Origin of the sequence: Xenorhabdus thailandensis, assembly GCF_037996785.1 — a bacterium.
Classification (GTDB): Bacteria; Pseudomonadota; Gammaproteobacteria; order Enterobacterales; family Enterobacteriaceae; genus Xenorhabdus; species Xenorhabdus griffiniae.
This window is the reverse complement of sequence record NZ_JBBMXF010000003.1, coordinates 114958-136247: the sequence shown is the minus strand read 5'-3', so window position 1 is coordinate 136247 and position 21290 is coordinate 114958. Positions and strand designations below refer to the sequence as shown.

The window sequence follows — 21290 nt, the reverse complement described above, 5'->3', positions numbered from 1 at the left end:
TATTAATTTAATGTTTATATTAGGAAATGATTATCTCTAGCTATAAATGTCTAATGACAACTCTTTTATATTATTTGCATAACCATTCCAGAATGTGTTTAAAAAACATTCTGAAATACATAGGATAGAGTCGTTTCGGCTAAATTTCGAACGTCTTGCTATTAGTGTTTTTTCTTTATTATCAAATTCTCTAGATAATTTCTCTAGTGGATCTCCTGGTACTAGGAAAGCATATTCAAAAGCTGACCTTTGGATTGTTTTGTCGTTATACAAAATGTTTCCCAGAGGGGAACTTCCATAATTCGTCAATTCGATCCAATCATGTTGTAATGATTGTATAGAAGTCAAACTCCGAGCTGTGACACATGGTGTATTATCAATACACATTAGTACTTCACGAATCCATATTGATGAACCAATGGATAAGTTTAAAATTCGAGCATCATGAGAAGTTGCTGGACATTCCCATTGATTGATTAACTCTATTGAGTAATCACCCAGAGTTCTTAACTTTGACGTAAGAGAACCGTGAGTGGATAACCAAAAAATTTCAATCTCGGAATAATATTCAGTTGGATAAATAGACCAATTAGTTAAATTTTCCATTTTATTTTCTCTGAAAAAATTAAAATTTATTATTGTCTACCCGTATAAAATATAAAATAATCAATTATTAAAATAAATATAAATTATTTGAAGTTTGTTTATTTTAAGTGATATATTGCATGTATTTAAAAATATGTTATTACAATATTTTATCCGCTTTATTCTGATAATTTGGTACTGAAAGCTTCATGGCTTCTTCACTAGAAATAATTTTTGATATATCATGAAATGGGGCTCCATTACTTCTTTTGTCTACTTCCATAATAATTCTGTCTGGTAGATCAAGTCTATCTCCAAGAACTATGTTGGATGTATATTCTCTCCGATCTTTCTCGAAATAATATAATGCATCTTGAATTTTTGAAGTTTTGGAAAGCATTTCAGCTAAGCTATCAGCATCAAGAATCGCTTGGCCTGCTCCATTTGAACCAACAGGAACCATAGGATGTGCAGCATCACCAATTAATGTAATTAGGCCAGTTTGCCATTGTAATAATGGATCACGATCCATCATAGGCATTGATATAATTTTTTCTTTTGAGTTTTCGATTAAATTTGAAATATCTAACCAGTCAAATTTTCTAGACGAAAAAAAATTTGCTAAATATTTTTTGCTATCAATATCACCTTCTAATGCATCTTCACAAATATTAGAATCAATTTCCGCAACCCAATTTATTAACTGATCACCCTGAGAATTGACATTATCTTTTATAGGGTAGATAACTAATTTACCATGAGACGGAATGCCGACTCGAACCATACTTTCGCCTGTAAGAAACTTAGGGTGTATCGAGACACCTCGCCACATATGAACACCAACTGATTTTAGCCTGGGGCCATTAGGATAAAGATGTTCATAAACTCTCGAGTGAACGCCATCAGCCCCAATTAAAGCTTTGCACTTTATATGAAAATACTCTTTTTTATTATTTGAGTTTATAAACGTGGCGTTAACATGTGTGTTTTTTTGTGAAAACTTAATAAGTTTTCTGCCCGTAATAATAGAATCATTTCCGAGTCTATCTTTCACAGCATTCAATAGTGTTTGTTGCAAAATACCGCGGTGGATTGATATTTGTGGATATTCTTTATTTGCATTTTTCCCAAGAGGTGAAGAATGTATTTTTTGCCCATATTTGTTGAAAAATACCATTTCCTTAGTGATTATAGAGCTACTAGTTAATGTATCCAGTAGATCAAGTTCGTGAAATACTTTAGTTGCATAAGGTTGAATGTTTATACCTACTCCTAGAGGCTCTATTCGACTTACAGATTCAAATATCTTTGCTGACATTCCTCTAGAGTGCATAGCTAATGCCAGAGTTAAACCAGAAATACCTGCTCCAATAATAATTATATCACTCATCATCTATCCATTTTATAAAATATATTTTTAGAAATTATGCTTTATATAATATTTTTGTTTATAAGTATTCCTTACTTATCTATTATTTTTTGATGGTAATATTAATTGTATTTTTTTTCAAAAAAATATTAGTGATTATTTTTACATAGTGTATTGAATATAATTCAATTATATAGGATAAGAACGTGGCAATCTTGCTAAGAAATCAGAGCCTATAGATGTGGTTTCAAAGGGTTCTGTCGCATTAAAGGGAGATCAGGTAATATGTGACCTTTTGCAGAGTGAGCCGTGTCTTTAATTCGAAAAGTCTTCAAACGTTTACATTACCCCATTGATATCATCACTCAGTGGTCCGCCGGTACCTATCTTATGCGCTAAGCCTGCGCAATCTCGAAGAAATCTGAGCGCCGTATTGAGGTCGACCACGCCACTCTGTATCGCTGGGTTATCAAGCTTACCCCATTGCTGGGCAAAGCTTTTCATCGACATAAACGTCTTGTAGGTCGTCGCTGGCGCATGGACGAAACCTATATCAAAATTAAAGGACACTGGAAATATCTGTACCGAGCAGTCGATACGACCGGGCAAACTAGCAACTTTCTGCTGATGGCTAAACGGGGTGCTCCCGCCGCATTGCGCTTCTTTCGCAAGGCGATCCGCCATCACGGTGAGCCTGAGGTCGTGATTCTTGATAACAGTGGAGCGAATACCACCGCACTGGCGACGCTCGACGCCGACAGACCCAAAGAAGAAACCATCCTATCCGACAGAGTAAATACCTGAACAACTTAGTGGAGCAAGATCACCGCAATATCAAACGTCGGATACGGCCGATGTTAGGTTTTAAATCGTTTCGCCTGACTCAAACGATTTTAGCGGGGATAGAGCTCGTTTCGATGTTGCATAAAATACAACCAATCCCACATTGACTCAGAGTTTCTCTGTTAATACGACAGAACCAGATAGGCAATGATAACGCTGACGTTCACCTTAGCCTGTGCCATGTTTTCTTACCGACTCAGTTTGTTGACAAAATCGACACTTCACTCCTACCATTGCCATCTCATGTCCTTAGAAAAAGTAGGAAACATACACAAGAAACAACAAATTGCATGTGTGACCTAATTTTGTAAGGATTTATGCCTTTAATAGTGAAGGAAAAATATTGACCTGGATGCGATGATAAAAGGCTTGAAATTAATCTGACAAATTTTGGACGGTTCCAGCTTACAACCCCCAAAAACGTTTACTTGATTATTCTATCGCTAATTTAATAAAGTGCCCCACAGATTTTTATACTCTCTTGATTGAATAGAGCCGTAATCTTTTGTTCAATTATTAGTATTAGTTCTTTTTTGCCTAATTGCATGATGGTCTAATTATATTTATATTATGAGCAATGCTCTGTTAGAACAAACTCATAAGCAGGCAACAACATGGCTAACACCTTCATTTCAGAACAATACTCGGCCATATGCCGCGATCTAAAGCAACTCACATCTCTTATTAAACGGCTGCCACCTCGAAACGTACGAGTGACGGCCATCCCTCCCACACTCAAAGGAATGGAGAACGCGCCAGTTAGGAAGATTATCGTGACAGAAAAAACGGGGAGCGAAGCACTGGCGATCGCAGCTGCTTGTTACCAAGATCTCCATATCAACCTGAATTATTCTCAAAAATCTACCCGGCGTACTGTGGGGGTACTTTGGTTTTCTTCTTCTGTGACCGGAACCGGAACCACAGATGAAATCCAGGCTCTGGTCGAGCGTATCAATGCAGCTAAAACCGGTATAAAAGAGTTTGTCGTCTCGACATACCAAACCAAGCAGGAACGTTTTGAAGCGCTCAGGGCTGAGTGCCCTGGAGTGATGACCCTTCATCTTTACAGGCAGATCCGTTGCTATGGTCAGGGTGATGTCTCTTCTATCCGGTTTACCTGGCAGCGGAAGGATGCTCTGAAAAAAGCAGTGAAAGCAGAGCTTCTTCAACGGATCCATGAGGAACTGGAACGTTCAGAGCCTGACTACCAGCTCCACCTTGAGCAGCTCATTCAGAAAATAGCGAAAACACCGGAACCGTTATTGCGAGAACGCAGGGAAGTAAAAGTCCAGCCAGTAGCAAACGTTATGGTCACAGAAGGGCTAAAAACGGTGACAGCACCAATGCCTTTACTTCTGCTCCAGGACGATGAAGTCCAAATCAAAATGCTCAAGAGCTTTGATGCATCCAACCACCGGAAAACACGCTCTGACAAAATAGCGTCCAAAATTCTTGGCACTTTCGCAGGTGTCACCATCGAATCTTTCCCTGAATAGCAATGACGCAGGATAGAGATCCGTGACGGTCAAGTTATAGTAAACTCTGGAAGAAAGATCAGCCAATTCTTATCATAGAAGGTTTCAGGCGTAGCGTCTGGCCACTAAAGAAATATTGTGGAGATGAATGCCAAATGATAAATGAAGAAGAGTGCGATCTAAAAAACAACCCCCTTGTTCGCCAAGATATAAAACCATTAATTTTAATATATACATATAGTTATATTATTTTTATCCTTTTTTTTCGCCAAAGCAGCGTAATGGTGACTGTTCCCCCGCTCGTATTGGAAATGTGGGTTTACAGCGGATTTTTCTCAAAGTCAACATATTAATAATATGTTATTGATTTAATAATGCAATAAAATTCACCGAATTAGTTGAGTGTGCATTATAATGCAATTATTATTTATTTAATGCTCAATTATCGTTAGTAACGCACTAAAATGGTAAGGAGATACTTATGAGCATATTAGACGATATTTTAATGATCGGACAGCGTATGAAGAGCGAACAACTTTCGCTCAAGGATTCAATCAGTGAATCCAGTCGTGTGAATGTATCTGATGAACAAGTGAAAGGTTTAGACCGTCTCATCTACAACCACTGCATGAATAAAAGCGCGCTGGCCGATTTTTTCGGTAAGTCCAGAAACACCTTCAGTAAGATCCTGTCAGAGATGGAAAAGAAAAAACTGATTAGCGAACCTATCTTTCAGAACAAAAACCATCTTTATACTCGCTTTGATGTTCAGACTATCATGGCTGAACTAAAAATACCGCGCTACAACGAAATGTACGTGCCGCGCGTTATCGTGACTGAAAACCATAAAGGTGGAACAGGGAAGAGTACAACTACAGTTACGTTGGCAACCGCGGCAGCGCTAGACCTGAATCTGAATGCGCGGGTTTGTATTGTGGATCTGGATCCACAAGGCTCAATCGGTAGCAACCTGATCCGTTCCACTAGTGAAGATAACGTATACCTAACCATAACTGATATCCTTCTTGCTAAATACGAAGAGGAGGGGGATTACGCACAATACATTACTGCTGGTTATTCTGAAGAAGATATCATCGCTAACATCCCATTCTCTACGCATTTGCCTAATCTAGATGTGATCACAGCATTCCCTACAGATGACCGTTTTACCGACACATATTGGCGTCTGGACAAAGAAGCCCGTAACCGTCTACTAACGCGTTTCCGTGACGTCGTTATGCCAGTGCTGAAAAACAAATATGATTTAATATTTATCGATACACCTCCACAAGACTCACCAATCGTCTGGTCAACGAACGAAGCAGCTGACGGTCTGCTGGTGCCAATCACCCCACGCGAATATGACTTTGCTTCAACCACAAACTATATGCTGACAATTGCAACTCGCCTGAAGCAACTTCCGTCCCAGGGAGAAAACATCAAGTGGATGAAAGTGCTGGCTGTTAATGTGGATGATAAGAGCCAGCATGAAATCAGAACGTTAAATAAGTTGGTTCGTACTGTGCAAGACAAGTTCATGACCACAAATATCAAACACTCCGAAGCCTTTGTTGCTGCGGCGGAAAAGGGACGTACAGTGCTGGACATTAAAAAATCCGAAGAACTGTGTCCACCTAAACAGTTTGATACAGCTGAGATGTCTATAACTTCGGTATATCAGCAATTTATAAATGAAATTAAAAGGTTCTCTGCGAAAGGTGAGTAATAACAATGACAAACGTAGAACGTGGTAGTAGCAAAGATATGTATTTGGGTGGACAGAAAAGAACCAGCTTCGAGCAGAGGAGCGGATTACCTCCGCTTAAGAGTGGAGCTAAGTTCAAGCGCGAATTCACGCTGCAGAGTGGGCGCAAAGTTGAGGCTGAGCACGTCATTATCAACGCTGACAAAGTTGCTGTCCAGACCGTTGTCCACGAACTTAATCCACGTAACCAGGATGCGCTAGATGAAAATTCAATGCGCGATATCTTGAGGCAGATTCAGGAACGTGGTGTTGATACTGAAGGCGTTGCTGTTAAACGTGATAACAAATATTACCTCATAGAGGGTAGCCGTCGCCGCTACTGTTGTATCAAAGTGAAAGCTGACCTACCGTTATGGGTACTGCCTGATGATCTGACTACCGAAGACGTTAACGCTATTATCAACGCAGCACAAAGCTCCCGTAAATTCTCTTACCGTGAAGTTGGTAAGCAATATCTGGAGATAATGGCTTCTAAAGGCTACACGACTAACGATGAGTTGGCTCAACACGTAGGTGTGAGTGCCGAATCAATCCGTAAGCGTGTTCAGGCAGCGCAGATTGATGAGCGCTTGATTATGATTTTCCCTGACTGCGAAGGGATCCCAAATACATTCTACTCACGTCTGGCTAAAATCCAGAAAGAAGCTGAGAAGAACAAAATTGAGCTCGATATTCTCTGCGCTGAAATTGATAAGGATACCGATAATATAGTGATAGATGATATCCCAGAGAAGCAACGCATTATTCTGGAAGACCTGATTGCAGCATTAGAATTACTGACCGCTGCCACTCCAGCAAAAGGGTGGAAAACGGTTGACTTAGTCACCTACGAAAATAAAGATAAGTATGCTCGCATAAGCCGCAGTGCTAATGGCCGAAAAGTGAAGATTGAATTCAACCGTATTAATCAGAGCTTGATTGACGAAATTGAGCGCCTTATCGTTCAAAAGATGAATAAGGCAAATTCCACGGAAAAGTGATCTCCTGCCAGTTTACCTATTGGTGGTTGTCATAGCCCCACAAGTATTCGCTAGTGGGGTTTTTTTTACATCTTAAATACAACCCCCTTGTTCGCCAGAGAAAAAATAAATTAATTTCATTATATACAAATAGTTATGTGATTTTTATTTCTATTTTTCGCCGCGTATTCTGGTCAAAAACAACCTTCTTTCTCACCACGCTTTAAATAGGAAAACAATTAGAAAGCTAAATAAGCTTTCAAAATAGTAGATCACTTGAAGGGAACTCAGCCCAATTTTTGCGATCTGATTAATCGCCAAATCAAAAAAATCCCAAAATGGACTGAGTGATGCGAATCATAGCACCAATACCCCGAAATGAACGACGTCAGATGAAAAAATTTATTCATAAAACTCGGGATAAAGATTATGCCCGCCGACTCATGGCACTCTTGATGTTACATGAAGGTCAGACCGTTTCTTACATCGCCAGAACCCTTCATTGTTCACGTTCTTCCGTCCATCGCTGGATAAATTGGTTAACGTTATATGGGCTGGAAGGATTAAAAAGCTTACCGAGAGGAAGGCCTGCTCGATGGAATTTAGCCTCGATTTTTAGCTTGTTGTCGTTCTTATTATCACACTCCCCGCAGGATTTTGACTGTTTGCGTTCACGCTGGAGTATTGAACTTATCACTCAGATAATCAATGAATTATTAGGGTTATCACTGTCGAAAAGTACGCTTTATCGTTACTTTTGTCAGGTGGGTATTGTCTGGCGAAGAGCAGCGCCTACTGTCAAAAAGCCTGATCCGGAGTATGACGAAAAAATGGCAAAAATCACCGAAGCCTTAGCCAACGTATCAGAGCAACATATTGTTTTTTATGAAGATGAAGTCGATATCGATCTGAATCCTAAAATCGGGGCAGACTGGTGTCTAAAAGGACAACAAAAACGCGTGATGACGCCGGGGAAAAACCAAAGCACTCCCTTGCAGGCTGCCTTGATGCCCGAACAGGTCAAGTGACCTATGTCGGTGGTATAAAGAAAAATACTTATTTATCAATATGTTATAGAAAATTAATCGTCAGTATCGCCAAGCCAAAAGTATCACGTTGGTTTTGGATAATTATGGTATTCACAAAAGCCATAAGGTCAGGGAATGGCTAAAACAAAATCCTCAATTTAACCTGTTATTTTTACCGGTCTATTCGCCATGGCTAAATAAGATTGAACGCTTGTGGCAATCCTTGCATGAAACCGTCACCCGAAATCATTGCTGTCAGTATATGTGGCAACTCTTAGCGTGCGTTGAAGAATTTATGATTGCATTTTCATTCGGGCAACAACCGGGAATGAAAAAAATGAGTGTATCGTTATTATGAAAGCTTATTTAGCTATATCCATACAATCTGGCGGCAATTTAAATCAATATTCTAACTGATTTCTCCATTCGTAACGATGGGAAAGTATAACTTCACTCTTTGTTCATGATGGTAGTGGGAGTATTAGCTATACTCGCTTGGATGGATAATATAAGTATTCCAGTCTATGGATTCTCTGCGAATAATTTACTAAAGAAAGAAGCAAAAGAAGATTTTCTAGCAACAATCCAGAATTTAACCGAGCCTTAATATAAAAAGGCAACATGTTCAACCTGTAGGTCCATTTGCTTATGTGTACCGGGACTACAGGCGGCATAAGTGAACGAATGGCGGTAGGACTGGTAAAGATAACGTTCGTTGATGACCCAAGCGGGAATGCCCATTACGGTGAATTCCTTTAACTGCACAACAAGATGGGCAGGTCACATCAATCTGTGCCATCTAAATATCCTCCAAATAAGCATACTATGCATTATATAATAAATTGATATCACGATCCTAATTTTGCAGCTATTTTCCTTACCACTTCTTCAGGCTATTGCATCCTAAGCGTAAGAGCACGCTTAGGCATAATTACTATTCCTTCCTGCGACTTAAACCATGCCAATAAACCGGCCAGCGTCCATCTTCCCCATAATTATTAACAACTGATGCGATCACAACTAAAACAACGCTACCAATCAGTACAGGCATAAATAAATAATCAAACCCTACAACACCTTGCCCAGTAAGAATGATCACTAACGGGTTAGCACCAGCGGGTGGATGTACTACACGGAGGTATTGCATCAACATAATAGCAACACCAACTGCCAATGACATCACGATAATGGAATCTCCAAAGCCATATAAGGCAATCAATCCTACAGCTGAGGTAACTAGGTGACCAATAATAACATTGCGTGGTTGTGCCAACGGCGAGGCAGGTGCCGCAAATAGGATCACGCATGTAGCACCAAAAGGGGCCATTAGCCAAGGGCTGTCAGTCAGTTGGCTTAGAGCACCAAGAGTCAAAATACCGAAAAAACCGCCGACTAATCCTTTCATTAGTTGGATAAATTTCGGTTTTGGAGGAAGTGCTCCACCACCTCGTAGTTTCTTCATTTTTACATTTCCTTAAAAAGGTCACGAAAATACCATCTAGCACTGTGCTATAATTTTATGTACAGATCTGTACACTCAAAGAGAATAATACAGATCTGTACACATTGGGACAACATTTAATTTATAAAATTTGATAAGTGATTATGATGAATAAGAGAGAACACGTTCTGGATACAGCCGAAACTTTATTTAATGAATTTGGCTATACATCTGTTGGGGTCGATTTAATCCGAGACAAGGCACAAATTTCCAAAACATCAATGTATCGATATTTTGGTTCCAAAAATAAACTCATAGAAGCAGTTCTCGTTAGGAGACATCAGTTTTTTGAAAAAGGACTAACAGAGGCGGTATCTGCTGCGTCGAATACCGAGAGTCGATTGAATGCCATTCTGGACTGGCACTTCTCTTGGTTTAGATTTGTCGATTTTAAAGGATGCATGTTCATGCATGCTTTGGCAGAGTTTAAGGGATTTGATGAAAAACTCACACAGCAAGCATTACAACATAAGGCTTGGTTTGAATCATTGCTGTTTTCAGTATTTGAATCTAGGCAACCAGGAATAGAAGCTAAAAACTAAAGCTATTATGACCTTTCTAGAAGGTATGATTGTCAGAGCAGAATTTGGAGAAGTAGTGGGATATGAGGAAATTTATCGCTTAGGCGTAAAAGTCCTTGCTTTTTCTGATTTTTCAGAGAAAAGAACTCGAATGCCATGATGATTAATAGTATGTTTAATTTTGATTCAAATGATCATATTAAACAATGATTACCATGTCCCAGAGCCTACCCACATAGAGTAATGAATAACATATGAATGAACTTTTCAAGGGAATCAGCGCAAAGCCTGAACTTGGTAAGATAGTAACATAGGCAAACAACATATTTGTAAGAACGGATTGACAATAAAACAACCAATTGTTCCTCTAAATATGCGCTTACGGCCAAGCAACAAACAGCATATTTGCAGGAACATTCCCGTTTACTGCATATTTGCAAGAACAAACTGATAATAAAACAGCCAATTGTTCCTCTAAATATGCGCTTACGGCCAGGCAACAAACAGCATATTTGCAGGAACATTCCCGTTTACTGCATACTTGCAAGAACAAACTGATAATAAAACAACCAATTGTTCCTCTAAATATGCGCTTACGGCCAAGCAACAAACAGCATATTTGCAGGAACATTCCCGTTTACTGCATATTTGCAAGAACAAACTGATAATAAAACAGCCAATTGTTCCTCTAAATATGCGCTTACGGCCAGGCAACAAACAGCATATTTGCAGGAACATTCCCGTTTACTGCATACTTGCAAGAACAAACTGATAATAAAACAGCCAATTGTTCCTCTAAATATGCGCTTACGGCCAGGCAACAAACAGCATATTTGCAGGAACATTCCCGTTTACTGCATATTTGCAAAAACAGATCGATAATAAAACAGCCAATTGCTCCTCCTTTGAGGATATAAAAATACATGTTCAGAGGAACATTTTTGAAAAAATCATTTAATTACAAATAGTTAATTAACATGCATTATCAAAAAAGGCAACATAAAATTGCAATATATTCAAAATACCTTCTATTATTAAAAAAATCTATCAGTCTTCTGTCTCAGTTAGATCTGGATCACGAGAATTGATCGAAAAATAGACCTGACGTTTTCCTCCTCTCACCTTATAGCCTTCGGTATAAGTTAAATATTTGACTTCTTCTAACAATTTCATAGCACGACGCACAATCATCAGTTGTTTTCTGGGTTCAGAACGCATATTCAAACGTTTCATAAGCCTGTCGAAAGACACAACCTGGACTTGATTGTTCGGCAACCCTTCTAGAAAAATATAAATCGCCTTGGCCACTTCATCACGTTTAATCGCTGGAAATACCTTCAATTTAAGCACACGCTTCAAGTCAATATCGTAAAGATCTTTTAAACCCGGATTGTATTCAAGAACGACTTCATTTTTAGCAGTATCAACTTTAGAAAAATTAATGAGGTGAGTAGTTGCACTGATTATTTCTTCTCCCATGTCTTTATACACAGACAACGAAGTAGATGTAATCTTACGCAACGATTTTGCAATTCTTTCTTTAAGGTTTTTATTCACCTGTCGTGTACTGAACTCACAAAGCCGAGCAAAATCAGTAAAAGGCATTGAAATCTGATTTTCCACAAGAGGATATTGAGTAAGCGCAGAAATAATAGCAACCCAGACCCGAAAATCAGTATCCATATCGAGCTTTGGGCCGCTTATCGTCACTTTATTATAACCTTCCTTATTCACTATCTCCAAATTACGAAGCTCTTCAGAAGCATCCATCGTTCGGTTAGCAACATTTTTCTTCTCTCGCATACCGACAGGACAGAAAACGCTCAACCTTAAGAGAGAAAGCGGCTGAATAGATCTTGTGCTTGTGGATGAAATATATTCTATTTCGCCAGTTGACTTATTCAAATACTCAACAGATATACCTATATCATTAATATCTTTAGACATTTTAAATTATCCCAGAATGTTCATTTACCCACAAAGAAAAGGACATTTACATGTTTACAGGAACATTTATAGCATATTTAGAGGAACAGATTAGCATATTTAGGAGAACAGATGACATGATTGCAAGAACAAATCACATATTTAGAGGAACAAAACAGCATGTTTAGAGGAACAAAAAGTTCTGTAAGAATTTGTTTAATAAAAATTTTTTAGATCTTAGATCCTTTAAGATCTTTTTATAGATCCTTTTTAGATCAATTAAGATCCTATAATTAGATCCACTTTGTTAATAACGTGGATAACTTTATTTCTTACTGCAGTAACACTGTTTATGTAATAACCAAAAATTCTTTCAATAGCAACTTTGGTTATTATATAAACCCTTAACTAATCCTTTTTCATAAAAACGGAAGGAGAATATAACAACTACTCTTTAATACCTCTCTATGGGCTAGGATGCCCGCGCCTAATGAACCTGAAAAACCCCTCGGCTTCTGAATGAGACATTTTTTATATCAGATTTCTTATCAGGCCAACTGGCCGTTCATGTCATCAATAATCAGTCTTCGCAAAACCAGATAGGTAACTAACGTTTAACGGCTAAAAAAATCAACCCGTTGATTTAAAAATACATATATCAGTCCTGATATTCAGTACGCTGAGTAGTGATTTTCCATGCAATTCACGCCAGCTTGTTTGCCAGAGCACGGGCAACAACATTCGAATACTTACCGTCGAGTTGTTTCCAAATCCACTCAGCAAGCTTGCCTTACTATTTGCTTCATTGCAGAGCGGGTACGATCTGTTCCCCTAAAACTACCTTCCTGATATTGCTTGCGCCAAAAGAACAACTGGCTTGCCGCTACGCCGTATTGACGGGTAACCAGCGACTCACTAATTTAACTGATACCAACTGCCTGGAGATTCATGGAGCTAATCTAGATGTCTTATCGATTAGCTGCATAAAATACAACCAACCTACATTGACCCCAAAGTTTCTCTGTTAATATGACAGAACGGGATGAACTCACATTCATGGCTTTGATGGCCTCAGCAATACTGTAGTTTTAGTCAAGAGCTAACTGTGCTAACTCCAATTTAAATTCAGGGCTGAAATGTCTTGTCATTATGTCACCTGTTTAATCGTTGAAGTAGAAATATCATCTCTATGATAGTGATCAAAATTAGCACGTCATATAAAATATTACCTGATGGATTGTTTTATCATGATCAAAAGTACAAAAGTTTTCCATGTTGGCCATATCTACATAACAAGCTTTTAAATTAAAATCGCATTTTAATATCAATCAATACAAAAACTATTGACAATATAGCCTTATCACCATTATTATATACCAATTGATACATAAATATTTCAATTGAAACTGTTAGAAAAGTTATCTTAGATAATTCCGGATTATTTTTAATTCCTTTCTGGCAGAAAATAACTTTGCCTTAAGTATTTCTTGTTATAGCAACAAAATACTCTAAGTTAAAGTGTAATAACACTCACATGGTAGTAAAAATGATAATAAGGATGAAACTACGTATTCAAAACCAATAATCCGTACCATTAACAAAAAACTCGTTAATTTAAGAACAACAATTTCATTTTTTATGTTAATGATGCCCTATTACTATGACAAGGATAAACTATGACTAAAACTTTATACACCACCTCTGTAACCTCTACGGGTAATGGCCGTAATGGTCGAGTTAAAAGCGTTGATAGCCTATTAGATCTGGCTCTTAGTTTTCCTAAAGAATTCGGTGGCAAAGGGGATAATACTAATCCTGAACAGCTTTTTGCTGCAGGTTACGCGGCCTGTTTCCATTCTGCTCTGAAATTGGTAGCTGACCGTGAAAAAATTTCATTAGGAGAAACAACAGTTAATGCCCAAGTTAATGTACATCCAACGGATGACAATGGCTTTCTTCTAAGTGTTGCATTGCACATTGCTGTACATGGGATAATGCAAGCAGATGCGGAATTATTGGTTAATAAAACGCATCTGGTATGTCCTTATTCAAAAGCAGTACAAGGAAACATTAATGTGATATCGACAGTTAGTATTACTTAATTGCAACGCACAATTAATAGTAGGTTCTTTCACTGTGACTGAACCTTCTATCTTCTTTATTTTTACATAAAGTATATCTTATGCCGCTATAAATTCTCTTTGGCATAGACTGATAAAACATCAGAATAGTTTCTTTAAAAACTTTTCTGAAAATATTTTCTATATTATAAAATATAAAACTGAAATATCATATAAAAAAGAATTATCCTTCTCTATTTTAAACCAAAACCATACAATCGATTTTTAAATTAAATATTGTTGCACCTGAATACGTTGAGCGTATATTAAAAAACGTTTTGAGTAGGAATAAGTTAGTGTTGGAAAAATTAATGAGATGATCAGTGCAGTAGATTACCTCATAGATAGATCAGGAAAGAATTTCTCTTTGTTTAAAAAGTGATCTTTTTCCACCTGTATGTAAAATCTGACTCACTTTATCGAGTAAGAAGACTTACTTTTCGTTTGGTTAACGTCATTTCTATTCCAAAAAATCAGATTGAAAGTAGAATCCACCATGATAGGATAATAAGAGCAAAAATGTATAAAAAGATATTAAATTCATTCACCTTTATGATGCTTTTGATAACACAAATTACTCTAGCTAATGATTTTAAATTACCAGAGAAAAGGATAATAACAGAAGTTTCTGATCACGAGATAGAGAGTGTGAAAAAGGAAAAAAATATAGCACATGTTTCCACCTCTGCAGAGTTAATTTCTGCAGTAGCCGACCAAACTATCCGAAAAATTTTAGTATATAAATCACTTTACGACTTACCTAGTTTAAGCTTAAAACCTGGACAATCCTTGATAGGCGTAGAACCAAATTTAGTTATTTCTTTTTCAAAGAACATTGATGGCTTTCAGTTGAGTGAAAACAACACAATTAGAAATATAATTTTAAAGGTTACACCAACTAAAAGAGCTATATACAATGCCTATAATATCTGCTCTTTCGGTAAATTTGAACTGGAGGATATTAAAACCATTGGCCAAGTACAGATTATAGCTAGAAATAAACTGATGAATGGTGCACTGAATATTAATAATCTCCATGTGATATTTTCTGATACTACAGCAACTCCTGAAAGGCCTAGCACCGGAATTGGCGGAAAAGCAATAAGTAATATTGATATATTACAAGGTGCAGTGACATTATTAAATCTTCAACAAAGTAAAGACTCCGTCATAACTACAGAAATTCGTGGGTTAACTATTGGTTCGGTAGAACAACCTGTATATGGTTCGGGGTTACTTATTTCTAGTGGTGAAGGAAATATTTATACCCACTCAGGAGATACTTTGGGTGGGCAGATCAAAGTATCTATTGTGGAAACCGGTGATATTTTCAATGATTCTAGGATCTTAGCTGGTACAGATAACCTTATATCCGGTAGTGTGTTCATTGCATACGCCGATGCTGATCAGGTGATCAATCGTGGACGCACTGTTTCATACGGTACCAATGGTCTTGGGCTTGACAATTGGGGACGCGTGAAAAACTGGACTTCCATCGGTCCAGTTGAAACTTTCGGTGATAGTGGGATGGGAGTTGTCAATTTCGGAGTGCTAAATTATCTATCAGTTGCGTCAATTCAAACTCACGGTAATGGAGCTAGAGCGTTTAATGTACTTACAGGAACTGTTGATAATGCTTATTTTGGTTCACTGCGAACATACGGTGATGGTGCTACTGCAATTTTGATATCTCAACCAATTGGCCGCCTTTCTGTCAATAACAATGTTGAAACATTTGGTGCCAGTGCCAAAGCACTTACTGCAGGCCTTCTTGACAAACAACCTTCCGCAGCTTTGAGGATATTATCTGGCTCAGTCAAAGATATCTTCATTGGTGGAAATATGGTGACTAGAGGAGAAGGGAGCGCAGCTATTGAGCTACAGAATTCCAAGTTAGAACGATTAGTTGTCCATGGTAAGATTCAATCTAATGGTAAAAATTCTGACGCCTTAAAGGCAGTGAGCAGCCACTTACCTTTGGTTAATCTGGATCTAAAATCTGCCTTCAATCGTGCTATATTTCTCTCCAGCTCCCGTATCTTAGCTTTAACCGGTGTTAAAGCCTCAGGAATACAAGGTGATTTGGTGGTAGAACAAGGTTCATCTATCATTACTAGCTCCCAGAGCAAGGAAGTACTTTCCAATGGTTTTGGTAACCATTTCAATATTAGCGGTTCTGACAAGTTAATTATAGAAAATAAGCTTTTGTTGTATTAACGGAAAGATCATGAGCGTAAATGATTGGGGGGGATTGTAACACTATTATAATATGTGCATTATGTAGATAGTATAGTCATTAGATATTAAGCCAAAGGACAAGACAACGAATTTGTACTGCTGCAAAAAAAGATGCGCTATTTTTGCATAGCGCGTCGCTATACCACGAAAGCGTTTAAGATGAGGAAAAGGCATTTTCAACCAGATGGTGTAGTCGGTACAGTTCACGATCATATTCTTTGGCGGCTTTTCGATTTTTCCGGTTGGGACTCTGAACTTGCATGCCCTGTTGTTACGCTTTTTTTACTACCGTATTGCTATCATAACCCCTATCTGTAACTACTTGCATTTAAAAGCAGCCGTGCGCATTTATCTATTTTTTCTGCTCACAATAACTGCAAATGAAATCCCTCTCTTTTGTCAGGGGAGCCGTCACCCCTAACTAACAACACTGATAGAGAAAAAATATGACATGTATTTTACCTGAACGTAAATCGGTGGCATTGGTTCAATTGTTCCATACCCCCTCAATTGACCCCACATACCCGACTGTTTCCGTTTTTCATAGTGTGTTTTCTTTTATCGATAAGGTACCCCCATGACACTTACTGAAAAACAGAAGCATTGGACGGCCGTCATTGATTCCCAGAAGCAGAGCGGACTGACGATCACTGCGTTTTGCCGGCAATAGCACGAACCTCAACGCCTACATCCCATTGTAGTTGAAGATCATTCGGATGCCAGGCACACCATCGCCCGACGGACTCCGGATTAAGTTGGATGTCCTGCCTAAACCGATGCCCGCTCATCATAGGCCATCAGCCGCTCCGCCGAGTTAGAGCGGGAAGTTCAGCTCCATACCCTGAATACCCCGCATTGCGACTGTTGTGGCGAACCGCTGTATGCTTGCGGAATAGAAGCCGCTGAAACCCTGAAAATCGTGCCGCAGAAAGTGAGTGTGATCCGTCATGAACGTACCAAATAAACCTGTCAGCAGTACAAAAAGACGCAGACTAACAGTAAATCATCACCGCCCCGGGCGAGCGCTAGTCCAGACATGCAGGCCGCTATTGTCACTGCCAGATATGTGGATGTGCACGCTGGTATCGAGATTAGCTGCAGCATGCTGGCGAACTGGTGTGGTGTGTGCAACTTGGCAGCAAAGTGCATGTGTTGGTCGCACTGATGCGGGCACATTTGCGTAATGAACACTTGATTTGTGCGGATGAAACGCCCGTGCAGGTGCTTCACGAAGTGGATTACCGGCGCAGAGTAAACTTATATGTGGGTCTATCGGAGCGATGATTTTCGACTACCAGAGAGCCAAGTTGCAGCGGGCCTGTGTCTCTAACCGGTGGCTACGCGGCTTATGATACGTTGAGACAGGCCAGACAGGCGAGTTGCATGGCGCAAATTTACCGATGCTCAGAAAGTCCAGCCGGGTAAAAAAAGTGGAACGGGCCGAACAAGGACTGACGTTTATCGCCCGATTGTACGCCATTAAGCGGGAGACCCGAACGCTCAGCCCGGATGAGCGACGGCGATTACGACAGGAAAAAGCGTACCCGGTTCTGAAAGACTTCCACGACTGGCTGACAGAGGCAAAGCGGACAGTATTGGGCACAAATCCCCTTAATTGGGCGGTTACGAAATCAGGGTCTTGTTTAATAATCAGCTCGATCCAGTTCGCGCGGTCAAGTTACGGGATAGAGTGTCGGCAGTTAGACTGCCGACATTGTGAGCAGAAAAAACGGATAAATGCGCACGGTTGCTTTTAAACGCGAGCAGCAACAATTAATGGACTCATTCAAATCTCTCTTTCAAAGACGTACAACAATTTTCCCAATGGCTTGATTACTAGCCATTAGCTCATGAGCTTGAATAATTTGGTCAAAATCAAATAAATGAGCACAAATGGAGGGAATAGCACGTATAGCTCTTTGTTGAGCTATACGTGCTAATGGTGCTTCATTTAATGGTAATGATGATGTACCTAGCATCTGAGTTGAGAAAAAACGCAACCCGACGGCATTAGGCAAATCACTCAATAAATCTAATTGTTCGATTACTCTTCCGCTTAATAGGCCAACTGTTACAACTTCGCCAAACGCCCTGACTGATTGAAGAGTATCACGCACAGTTGCACTCCCTGTGATTTCAAGAGCCGCATCAATTCCCTGAGGATGCTGTTGATGCACTTGTTCTACGATTGAGCCAGTATCAATGAGAACAGAGTCTGCACCTAATTCAATTAATCTCTCACATTGAGAATGTCTACGGGTGGTTGCGATTACCTGTGCACCTAGATCTTTTGCATAGACAATTGCGGCCTGACCAACCGAAGAAGTTGCACCTCGAATGAGTAGAGTTTGACCTGCTTGCAATTTTAATGTTGGTGTCAATGCCCCCCATGCAGTTAAGAAAGCTTCAGGCAATGCAGCTAATTCGTTCCAGTCCAAGCTAACATCACCAAATGGGATAACATTTTCACGCCGTACAACCACTTGCTCAGCATAACTACCAGTTCGATCGAATCCCAATCCTCCCATTGCAGTGGCAACTCGTTGTCCAGAAAAGAATGTTCCAGAGTTATCTTCGATAACTTCACCTACCGCTTCTATACCTAACACTGTAGGACCACTCAAAGGGCCATAAGAACCAGAACGTATATCCACTTCCAAGCGATTAATACCAAAAGCGTATACTCGAATGCGCACTTCTCCTTCATGGGGAACAGGATCTGGAATATTTTTCAATCTAAGTACTTCAGGAGCACCAGTATTATTAATAACATATGCTTTCATGTTTGTGTCCCTTTTCCTTTTTATATAAAAGAAACGTATTACGCTAATAAGTGATATTATTTCTATGGTTAAATATCAATATACTAATTGGTAAAATTGTAAGTATCAGGCGGAGATATTGTCAATAATTTTTTGTATCGATTGATATATATCTACTTATTATTAGAAAAGTTAATATGGCAACGATGGGGCATCCACGTACATTTGTGATGAAGCTTGTCCAACAAGCAATATATCTGTTTTTCCCCTACCGGAAAAACAGCTGAAAACCGGATGAGCAAATTGATAATTTTTTGTATCGTTATTGCCACTTAGTCGAAAATATGTTCGCTAGAATTAAACATTTTCTTGCAATAGCAACAATATACAGCAAACTTGAGCGGAATTACGTCAGCCTGTTAGCACTAGCGTTTATCATTATTTGAATATCGATATGGGTTGATTAAATTATGTACTTAAAAATCAACAAACCTTAGTAGGGAAGTGATTAGTTGTAATAACTGGTGATATAATCGAAGATAGAATGAAGCGCTTCGTAAAATTGCGATAGCCTTCTTCAGGCATCTATTCACTTTTTAACCTTCAGAAAAAATGTTCCATCGTACTGTTAGCTCCTATGTCAAGCCGAGTTACAAAATCGATTTTGGTCATGTTCCCAATAGTTAGATCGGTTAAACAAGGCAGTATTCACGCTCAATGAACGTGCCTATCACTTTATCGTGTATTTTTAGTGTGCGAATGACCGAGTTAATATACCGGCCTTCAGAACGCGAGCAGTATCCCTGACACCAGCGTTATTGATTGCCATACCAATAATCTGCTTTTTCATGCCGGGATTACAAGCTTGATAGGTATAAGTCAGTTGAAACGTTTTACGGTAGGCATAACAGTGATAACGGGGATGTCCAGTACGTCCTTTTCCATGTCCTTTTACCTCTTCCGTCTTGTGACAGTAACGACAAATCACATCAACTTTAGCCATCTTTCACCCACGGAAAGTTTATCACAACATCTAATCATTGGGCACATGACCGGCGATTGGGCAGATTTAGAGCCTGCCATAATTTAAGATGTTCGATATGCTCCAGCATATGTCGGAAATTCGGTTTCATGGGTGATTGGCGCAACCAGATCATAAGGTCAAAAAACTGGAGTAGATGCAGCCGGCTGTTTCGCATACATTCATCAACTGTTGTTAGGTTGTTGGCCAAACATCGTCTGAATACTGAGAATAAGATAGCCTAACATGCTTTAAATTCCGTTTTCTGACGTGCTCCCTAGTTGCCTTAGCTAACAAGCTGACCTAAATTATCTGGCGTATTCTGACAGATAAGCTTGATTATAATATAAAAAAAGCTTTTGCTATCCATTAATTGAATTGAAACAGACGCTTTAACCGAGGCAAACACTGATGAAAAAACGGATATCGGCCCTGCAATAACCTGAATAGAAACGAGGTAGTCACATACTGATAACGGCTGATAAGGAAACAGGGGGTGGATGATATCATAGCGCTGGCGAATAACCACTTGACACTTAGAAGGGCATCAAAGGTTATCTGAACTAAAAGTTAGCGGGTGATTTGGCCAAAATCGGTATCTCACTTATTACTAAGAAACGTCATAATATGAAAGCCCGTGAATAGGCTGAATGGGATAAGATAATATTAAGAAATCATTTTATTATTAATACGATTAATGGGCAGTTGAAATTAGTTTCTCAGATCGAACATTCACGCCATTGAAGTATACGAGCATTTATGTTGATTGTTTTAGGTAGTCTGATTACTTATTGCCTTAAATTGAAAAAGCCATCAATTAATATCCTCTACTCAGAGGAAGATTTTTCAGTGATGGCTTAAATGGAATTCAGGTTACATTAGTTCAGCAGCACTGAATTCGACCGATTTTGCAAAAACGGTTCGGAGACATTAGGATATCGAATCTCAATTATACTGGGTACTTGACGTTTCGATACGTGAAGATGTGCCGGGATGATTCGGCAGAAACACTCGCCTGTATTCGCCATCTGAGCCTGAATATGCTCCGCACAGAGACAACGAAAAAAACCAGCATTCGACGAAAACGGCGGATTGTGAGTATGGACATCAATTATCTGGATAAAGTATTAACGGCAGGGCTTAAAGAATGGAACTATAAATGAGAATTCATGCTTTT

The 21290-nt window shown here is 39.0% G+C and carries 18 protein-coding genes and 7 pseudogenes; 15 read left to right on the top strand and 10 right to left on the bottom strand.

Going from position 1 to position 21290, the window contains the following annotated elements:
• Positions 1–36: 36 nt before the first annotated feature.
• Positions 37–606: a chorismate--pyruvate lyase family protein gene (locus AAC853_RS00810; protein WP_340613366.1), complete on the bottom strand. Its 570-nt coding sequence runs from the start codon at positions 604–606 to the stop codon at positions 37–39.
• Between the two features lie 139 nt (positions 607–745).
• On the bottom strand, positions 746–1975 hold the full coding sequence (locus tag AAC853_RS00805) for an FAD-dependent monooxygenase (protein ID WP_340613365.1): 1230 nt from the start codon (positions 1973–1975) through the stop codon (positions 746–748).
• 288 nt (positions 1976–2263) lie between these two features.
• Here AAC853_RS00805 and AAC853_RS00800 point away from each other — a divergent pair.
• Positions 2264–2904: pseudogene (locus tag AAC853_RS00800) on the top strand (IS6 family transposase).
• Between the two features lie 64 nt (positions 2905–2968).
• Here AAC853_RS00800 and AAC853_RS17715 read toward each other — a convergent pair.
• Positions 2969–3037: pseudogene (locus tag AAC853_RS17715) on the bottom strand (IS1 family transposase); the annotation flags it as partial.
• Positions 3038–3411: 374 nt separating this feature from the next.
• Here AAC853_RS17715 and AAC853_RS00795 point away from each other — a divergent pair.
• From AAC853_RS00795 to AAC853_RS00780, 4 genes and pseudogenes are all read left to right on the top strand, one after another.
• Positions 3412–4293, top strand: a complete 882-nt coding sequence (locus AAC853_RS00795) for a DNA replication terminus site-binding protein (protein WP_340613363.1) — start codon at positions 3412–3414, stop codon at positions 4291–4293.
• A gap of 460 nt (positions 4294–4753) precedes the next feature.
• Positions 4754–5998: an AAA family ATPase gene (locus AAC853_RS00790; protein WP_340613362.1), complete on the top strand. Its 1245-nt coding sequence runs from the start codon at positions 4754–4756 to the stop codon at positions 5996–5998.
• 5 nt (positions 5999–6003) lie between these two features.
• Entirely contained in the window at positions 6004–7017 is a 1014-nt protein-coding gene (locus AAC853_RS00785; RefSeq protein WP_340613361.1) for a ParB family protein, read from the top strand.
• Positions 7018–7346: 329 nt separating this feature from the next.
• A pseudogene (locus tag AAC853_RS00780) lies at positions 7347–8382 on the top strand (IS630 family transposase).
• A 303-nt stretch (positions 8383–8685) separates the two neighbouring features.
• Here the strand turns inward: AAC853_RS00780 and AAC853_RS17710 are convergent.
• Entirely contained in the window at positions 8686–8823 is a 138-nt protein-coding gene (locus AAC853_RS17710) for an IS1 family transposase (protein ID WP_422824154.1), read from the bottom strand.
• A gap of 135 nt (positions 8824–8958) precedes the next feature.
• Positions 8959–9486, bottom strand: coding sequence for an HPP family protein (locus AAC853_RS00775; protein ID WP_338885689.1), 528 nt, complete (start codon positions 9484–9486; stop codon positions 8959–8961).
• Positions 9487–9632: 146 nt separating this feature from the next.
• Between AAC853_RS00775 and AAC853_RS00770 the strand changes: the two genes are divergently transcribed.
• Positions 9633–10067, top strand: coding sequence for a TetR/AcrR family transcriptional regulator (locus tag AAC853_RS00770; RefSeq protein WP_340613359.1), 435 nt, complete (start codon positions 9633–9635; stop codon positions 10065–10067).
• A 1026-nt stretch (positions 10068–11093) separates the two neighbouring features.
• On the opposite strand, the gene AAC853_RS00765 is transcribed toward AAC853_RS00770, so the two are convergent.
• A complete protein-coding gene (locus tag AAC853_RS00765) occupies positions 11094–11993 on the bottom strand; it encodes a replication initiation protein (protein WP_338885687.1) in 900 nt (299 codons plus the stop codon).
• Between the two features lie 1655 nt (positions 11994–13648).
• On the opposite strand from AAC853_RS00765, the gene AAC853_RS00760 reads away from it, so the two are divergent.
• Both AAC853_RS00760 and AAC853_RS00755 read left to right on the top strand, forming a co-directional pair.
• Positions 13649–14074 (top strand): organic hydroperoxide resistance protein, encoded by a 426-nt coding sequence (locus tag AAC853_RS00760; protein WP_340613358.1) that lies wholly within the window; start codon positions 13649–13651, stop codon positions 14072–14074.
• Positions 14075–14611: 537 nt separating this feature from the next.
• Complete coding sequence (locus tag AAC853_RS00755; protein ID WP_340613356.1) at positions 14612–16309, top strand: hypothetical protein; 1698 nt, start codon at positions 14612–14614, stop codon at positions 16307–16309.
• A gap of 79 nt (positions 16310–16388) precedes the next feature.
• Here AAC853_RS00755 and AAC853_RS00750 read toward each other — a convergent pair.
• A pseudogene (locus AAC853_RS00750) lies at positions 16389–16652 on the bottom strand (transposase); the annotation flags it as partial.
• Positions 16653–16907: 255 nt separating this feature from the next.
• Here AAC853_RS00750 and tnpA point away from each other — a divergent pair.
• The gene (gene tnpA / locus AAC853_RS17705; RefSeq protein WP_422824153.1) at positions 16908–17000 is read left to right on the top strand and encodes an IS66 family insertion sequence element accessory protein TnpA; all 93 of its coding nucleotides are present in this window, start codon (positions 16908–16910) and stop codon (positions 16998–17000) included.
• Here tnpA and AAC853_RS00745 read toward each other — a convergent pair.
• Positions 16978–17121, bottom strand: a complete 144-nt coding sequence (locus AAC853_RS00745) for a hypothetical protein (protein WP_340613354.1) — start codon at positions 17119–17121, stop codon at positions 16978–16980. The two genes, tnpA and AAC853_RS00745, sit on opposite strands and share 23 nt — an antisense overlap.
• 5 nt (positions 17122–17126) lie before the next feature.
• Here AAC853_RS00745 and AAC853_RS17700 point away from each other — a divergent pair, with 5 nt between their 5' ends.
• The 3 genes from AAC853_RS17700 to AAC853_RS17690 all read left to right on the top strand — a co-directional run bounded on the left by AAC853_RS17700 (position 17127) and on the right by AAC853_RS17690 (position 18087).
• Positions 17127–17294 carry an IS66 family transposase zinc-finger binding domain-containing protein gene (locus tag AAC853_RS17700; protein ID WP_422824159.1) on the top strand — a complete coding sequence of 56 codons (168 nt, stop codon included), beginning with the start codon at positions 17127–17129 and terminating at the stop codon, positions 17292–17294.
• Between the two features lie 152 nt (positions 17295–17446).
• Positions 17447–17614: an IS66 family transposase gene (locus tag AAC853_RS17695; protein WP_422824152.1), complete on the top strand. Its 168-nt coding sequence runs from the start codon at positions 17447–17449 to the stop codon at positions 17612–17614.
• Between the two features lie 116 nt (positions 17615–17730).
• A complete protein-coding gene (locus AAC853_RS17690; RefSeq protein WP_422824151.1) occupies positions 17731–18087 on the top strand; it encodes an IS66 family transposase in 357 nt (118 codons plus the stop codon).
• Between the two features lie 42 nt (positions 18088–18129).
• On the opposite strand, the gene AAC853_RS00735 is transcribed toward AAC853_RS17690, so the two are convergent.
• The gene (locus AAC853_RS00735; protein WP_340613353.1) at positions 18130–19113 is read right to left on the bottom strand and encodes a zinc-binding dehydrogenase; all 984 of its coding nucleotides are present in this window, start codon (positions 19111–19113) and stop codon (positions 18130–18132) included.
• A gap of 245 nt (positions 19114–19358) precedes the next feature.
• Between AAC853_RS00735 and AAC853_RS00730 the strand changes: the two are divergent.
• Positions 19359–19538, top strand: a pseudogene (locus AAC853_RS00730) (IS5/IS1182 family transposase); the annotation flags it as partial.
• Between the two features lie 300 nt (positions 19539–19838).
• On the opposite strand, the pseudogene AAC853_RS00725 reads toward AAC853_RS00730, so the two are convergent.
• Positions 19839–20095, bottom strand: a pseudogene (locus AAC853_RS00725) (IS1-like element transposase); the annotation flags it as partial.
• 561 nt (positions 20096–20656) lie between these two features.
• Here AAC853_RS00725 and AAC853_RS00720 point away from each other — a divergent pair.
• A pseudogene (locus AAC853_RS00720) lies at positions 20657–20974 on the top strand (transposase); the annotation flags it as partial.
• A 122-nt stretch (positions 20975–21096) separates the two neighbouring features.
• Positions 21097–21276: a hypothetical protein gene (locus AAC853_RS00715; protein WP_340613352.1), complete on the top strand. Its 180-nt coding sequence runs from the start codon at positions 21097–21099 to the stop codon at positions 21274–21276.
• Positions 21277–21290: the final 14 nt, after the last annotated feature.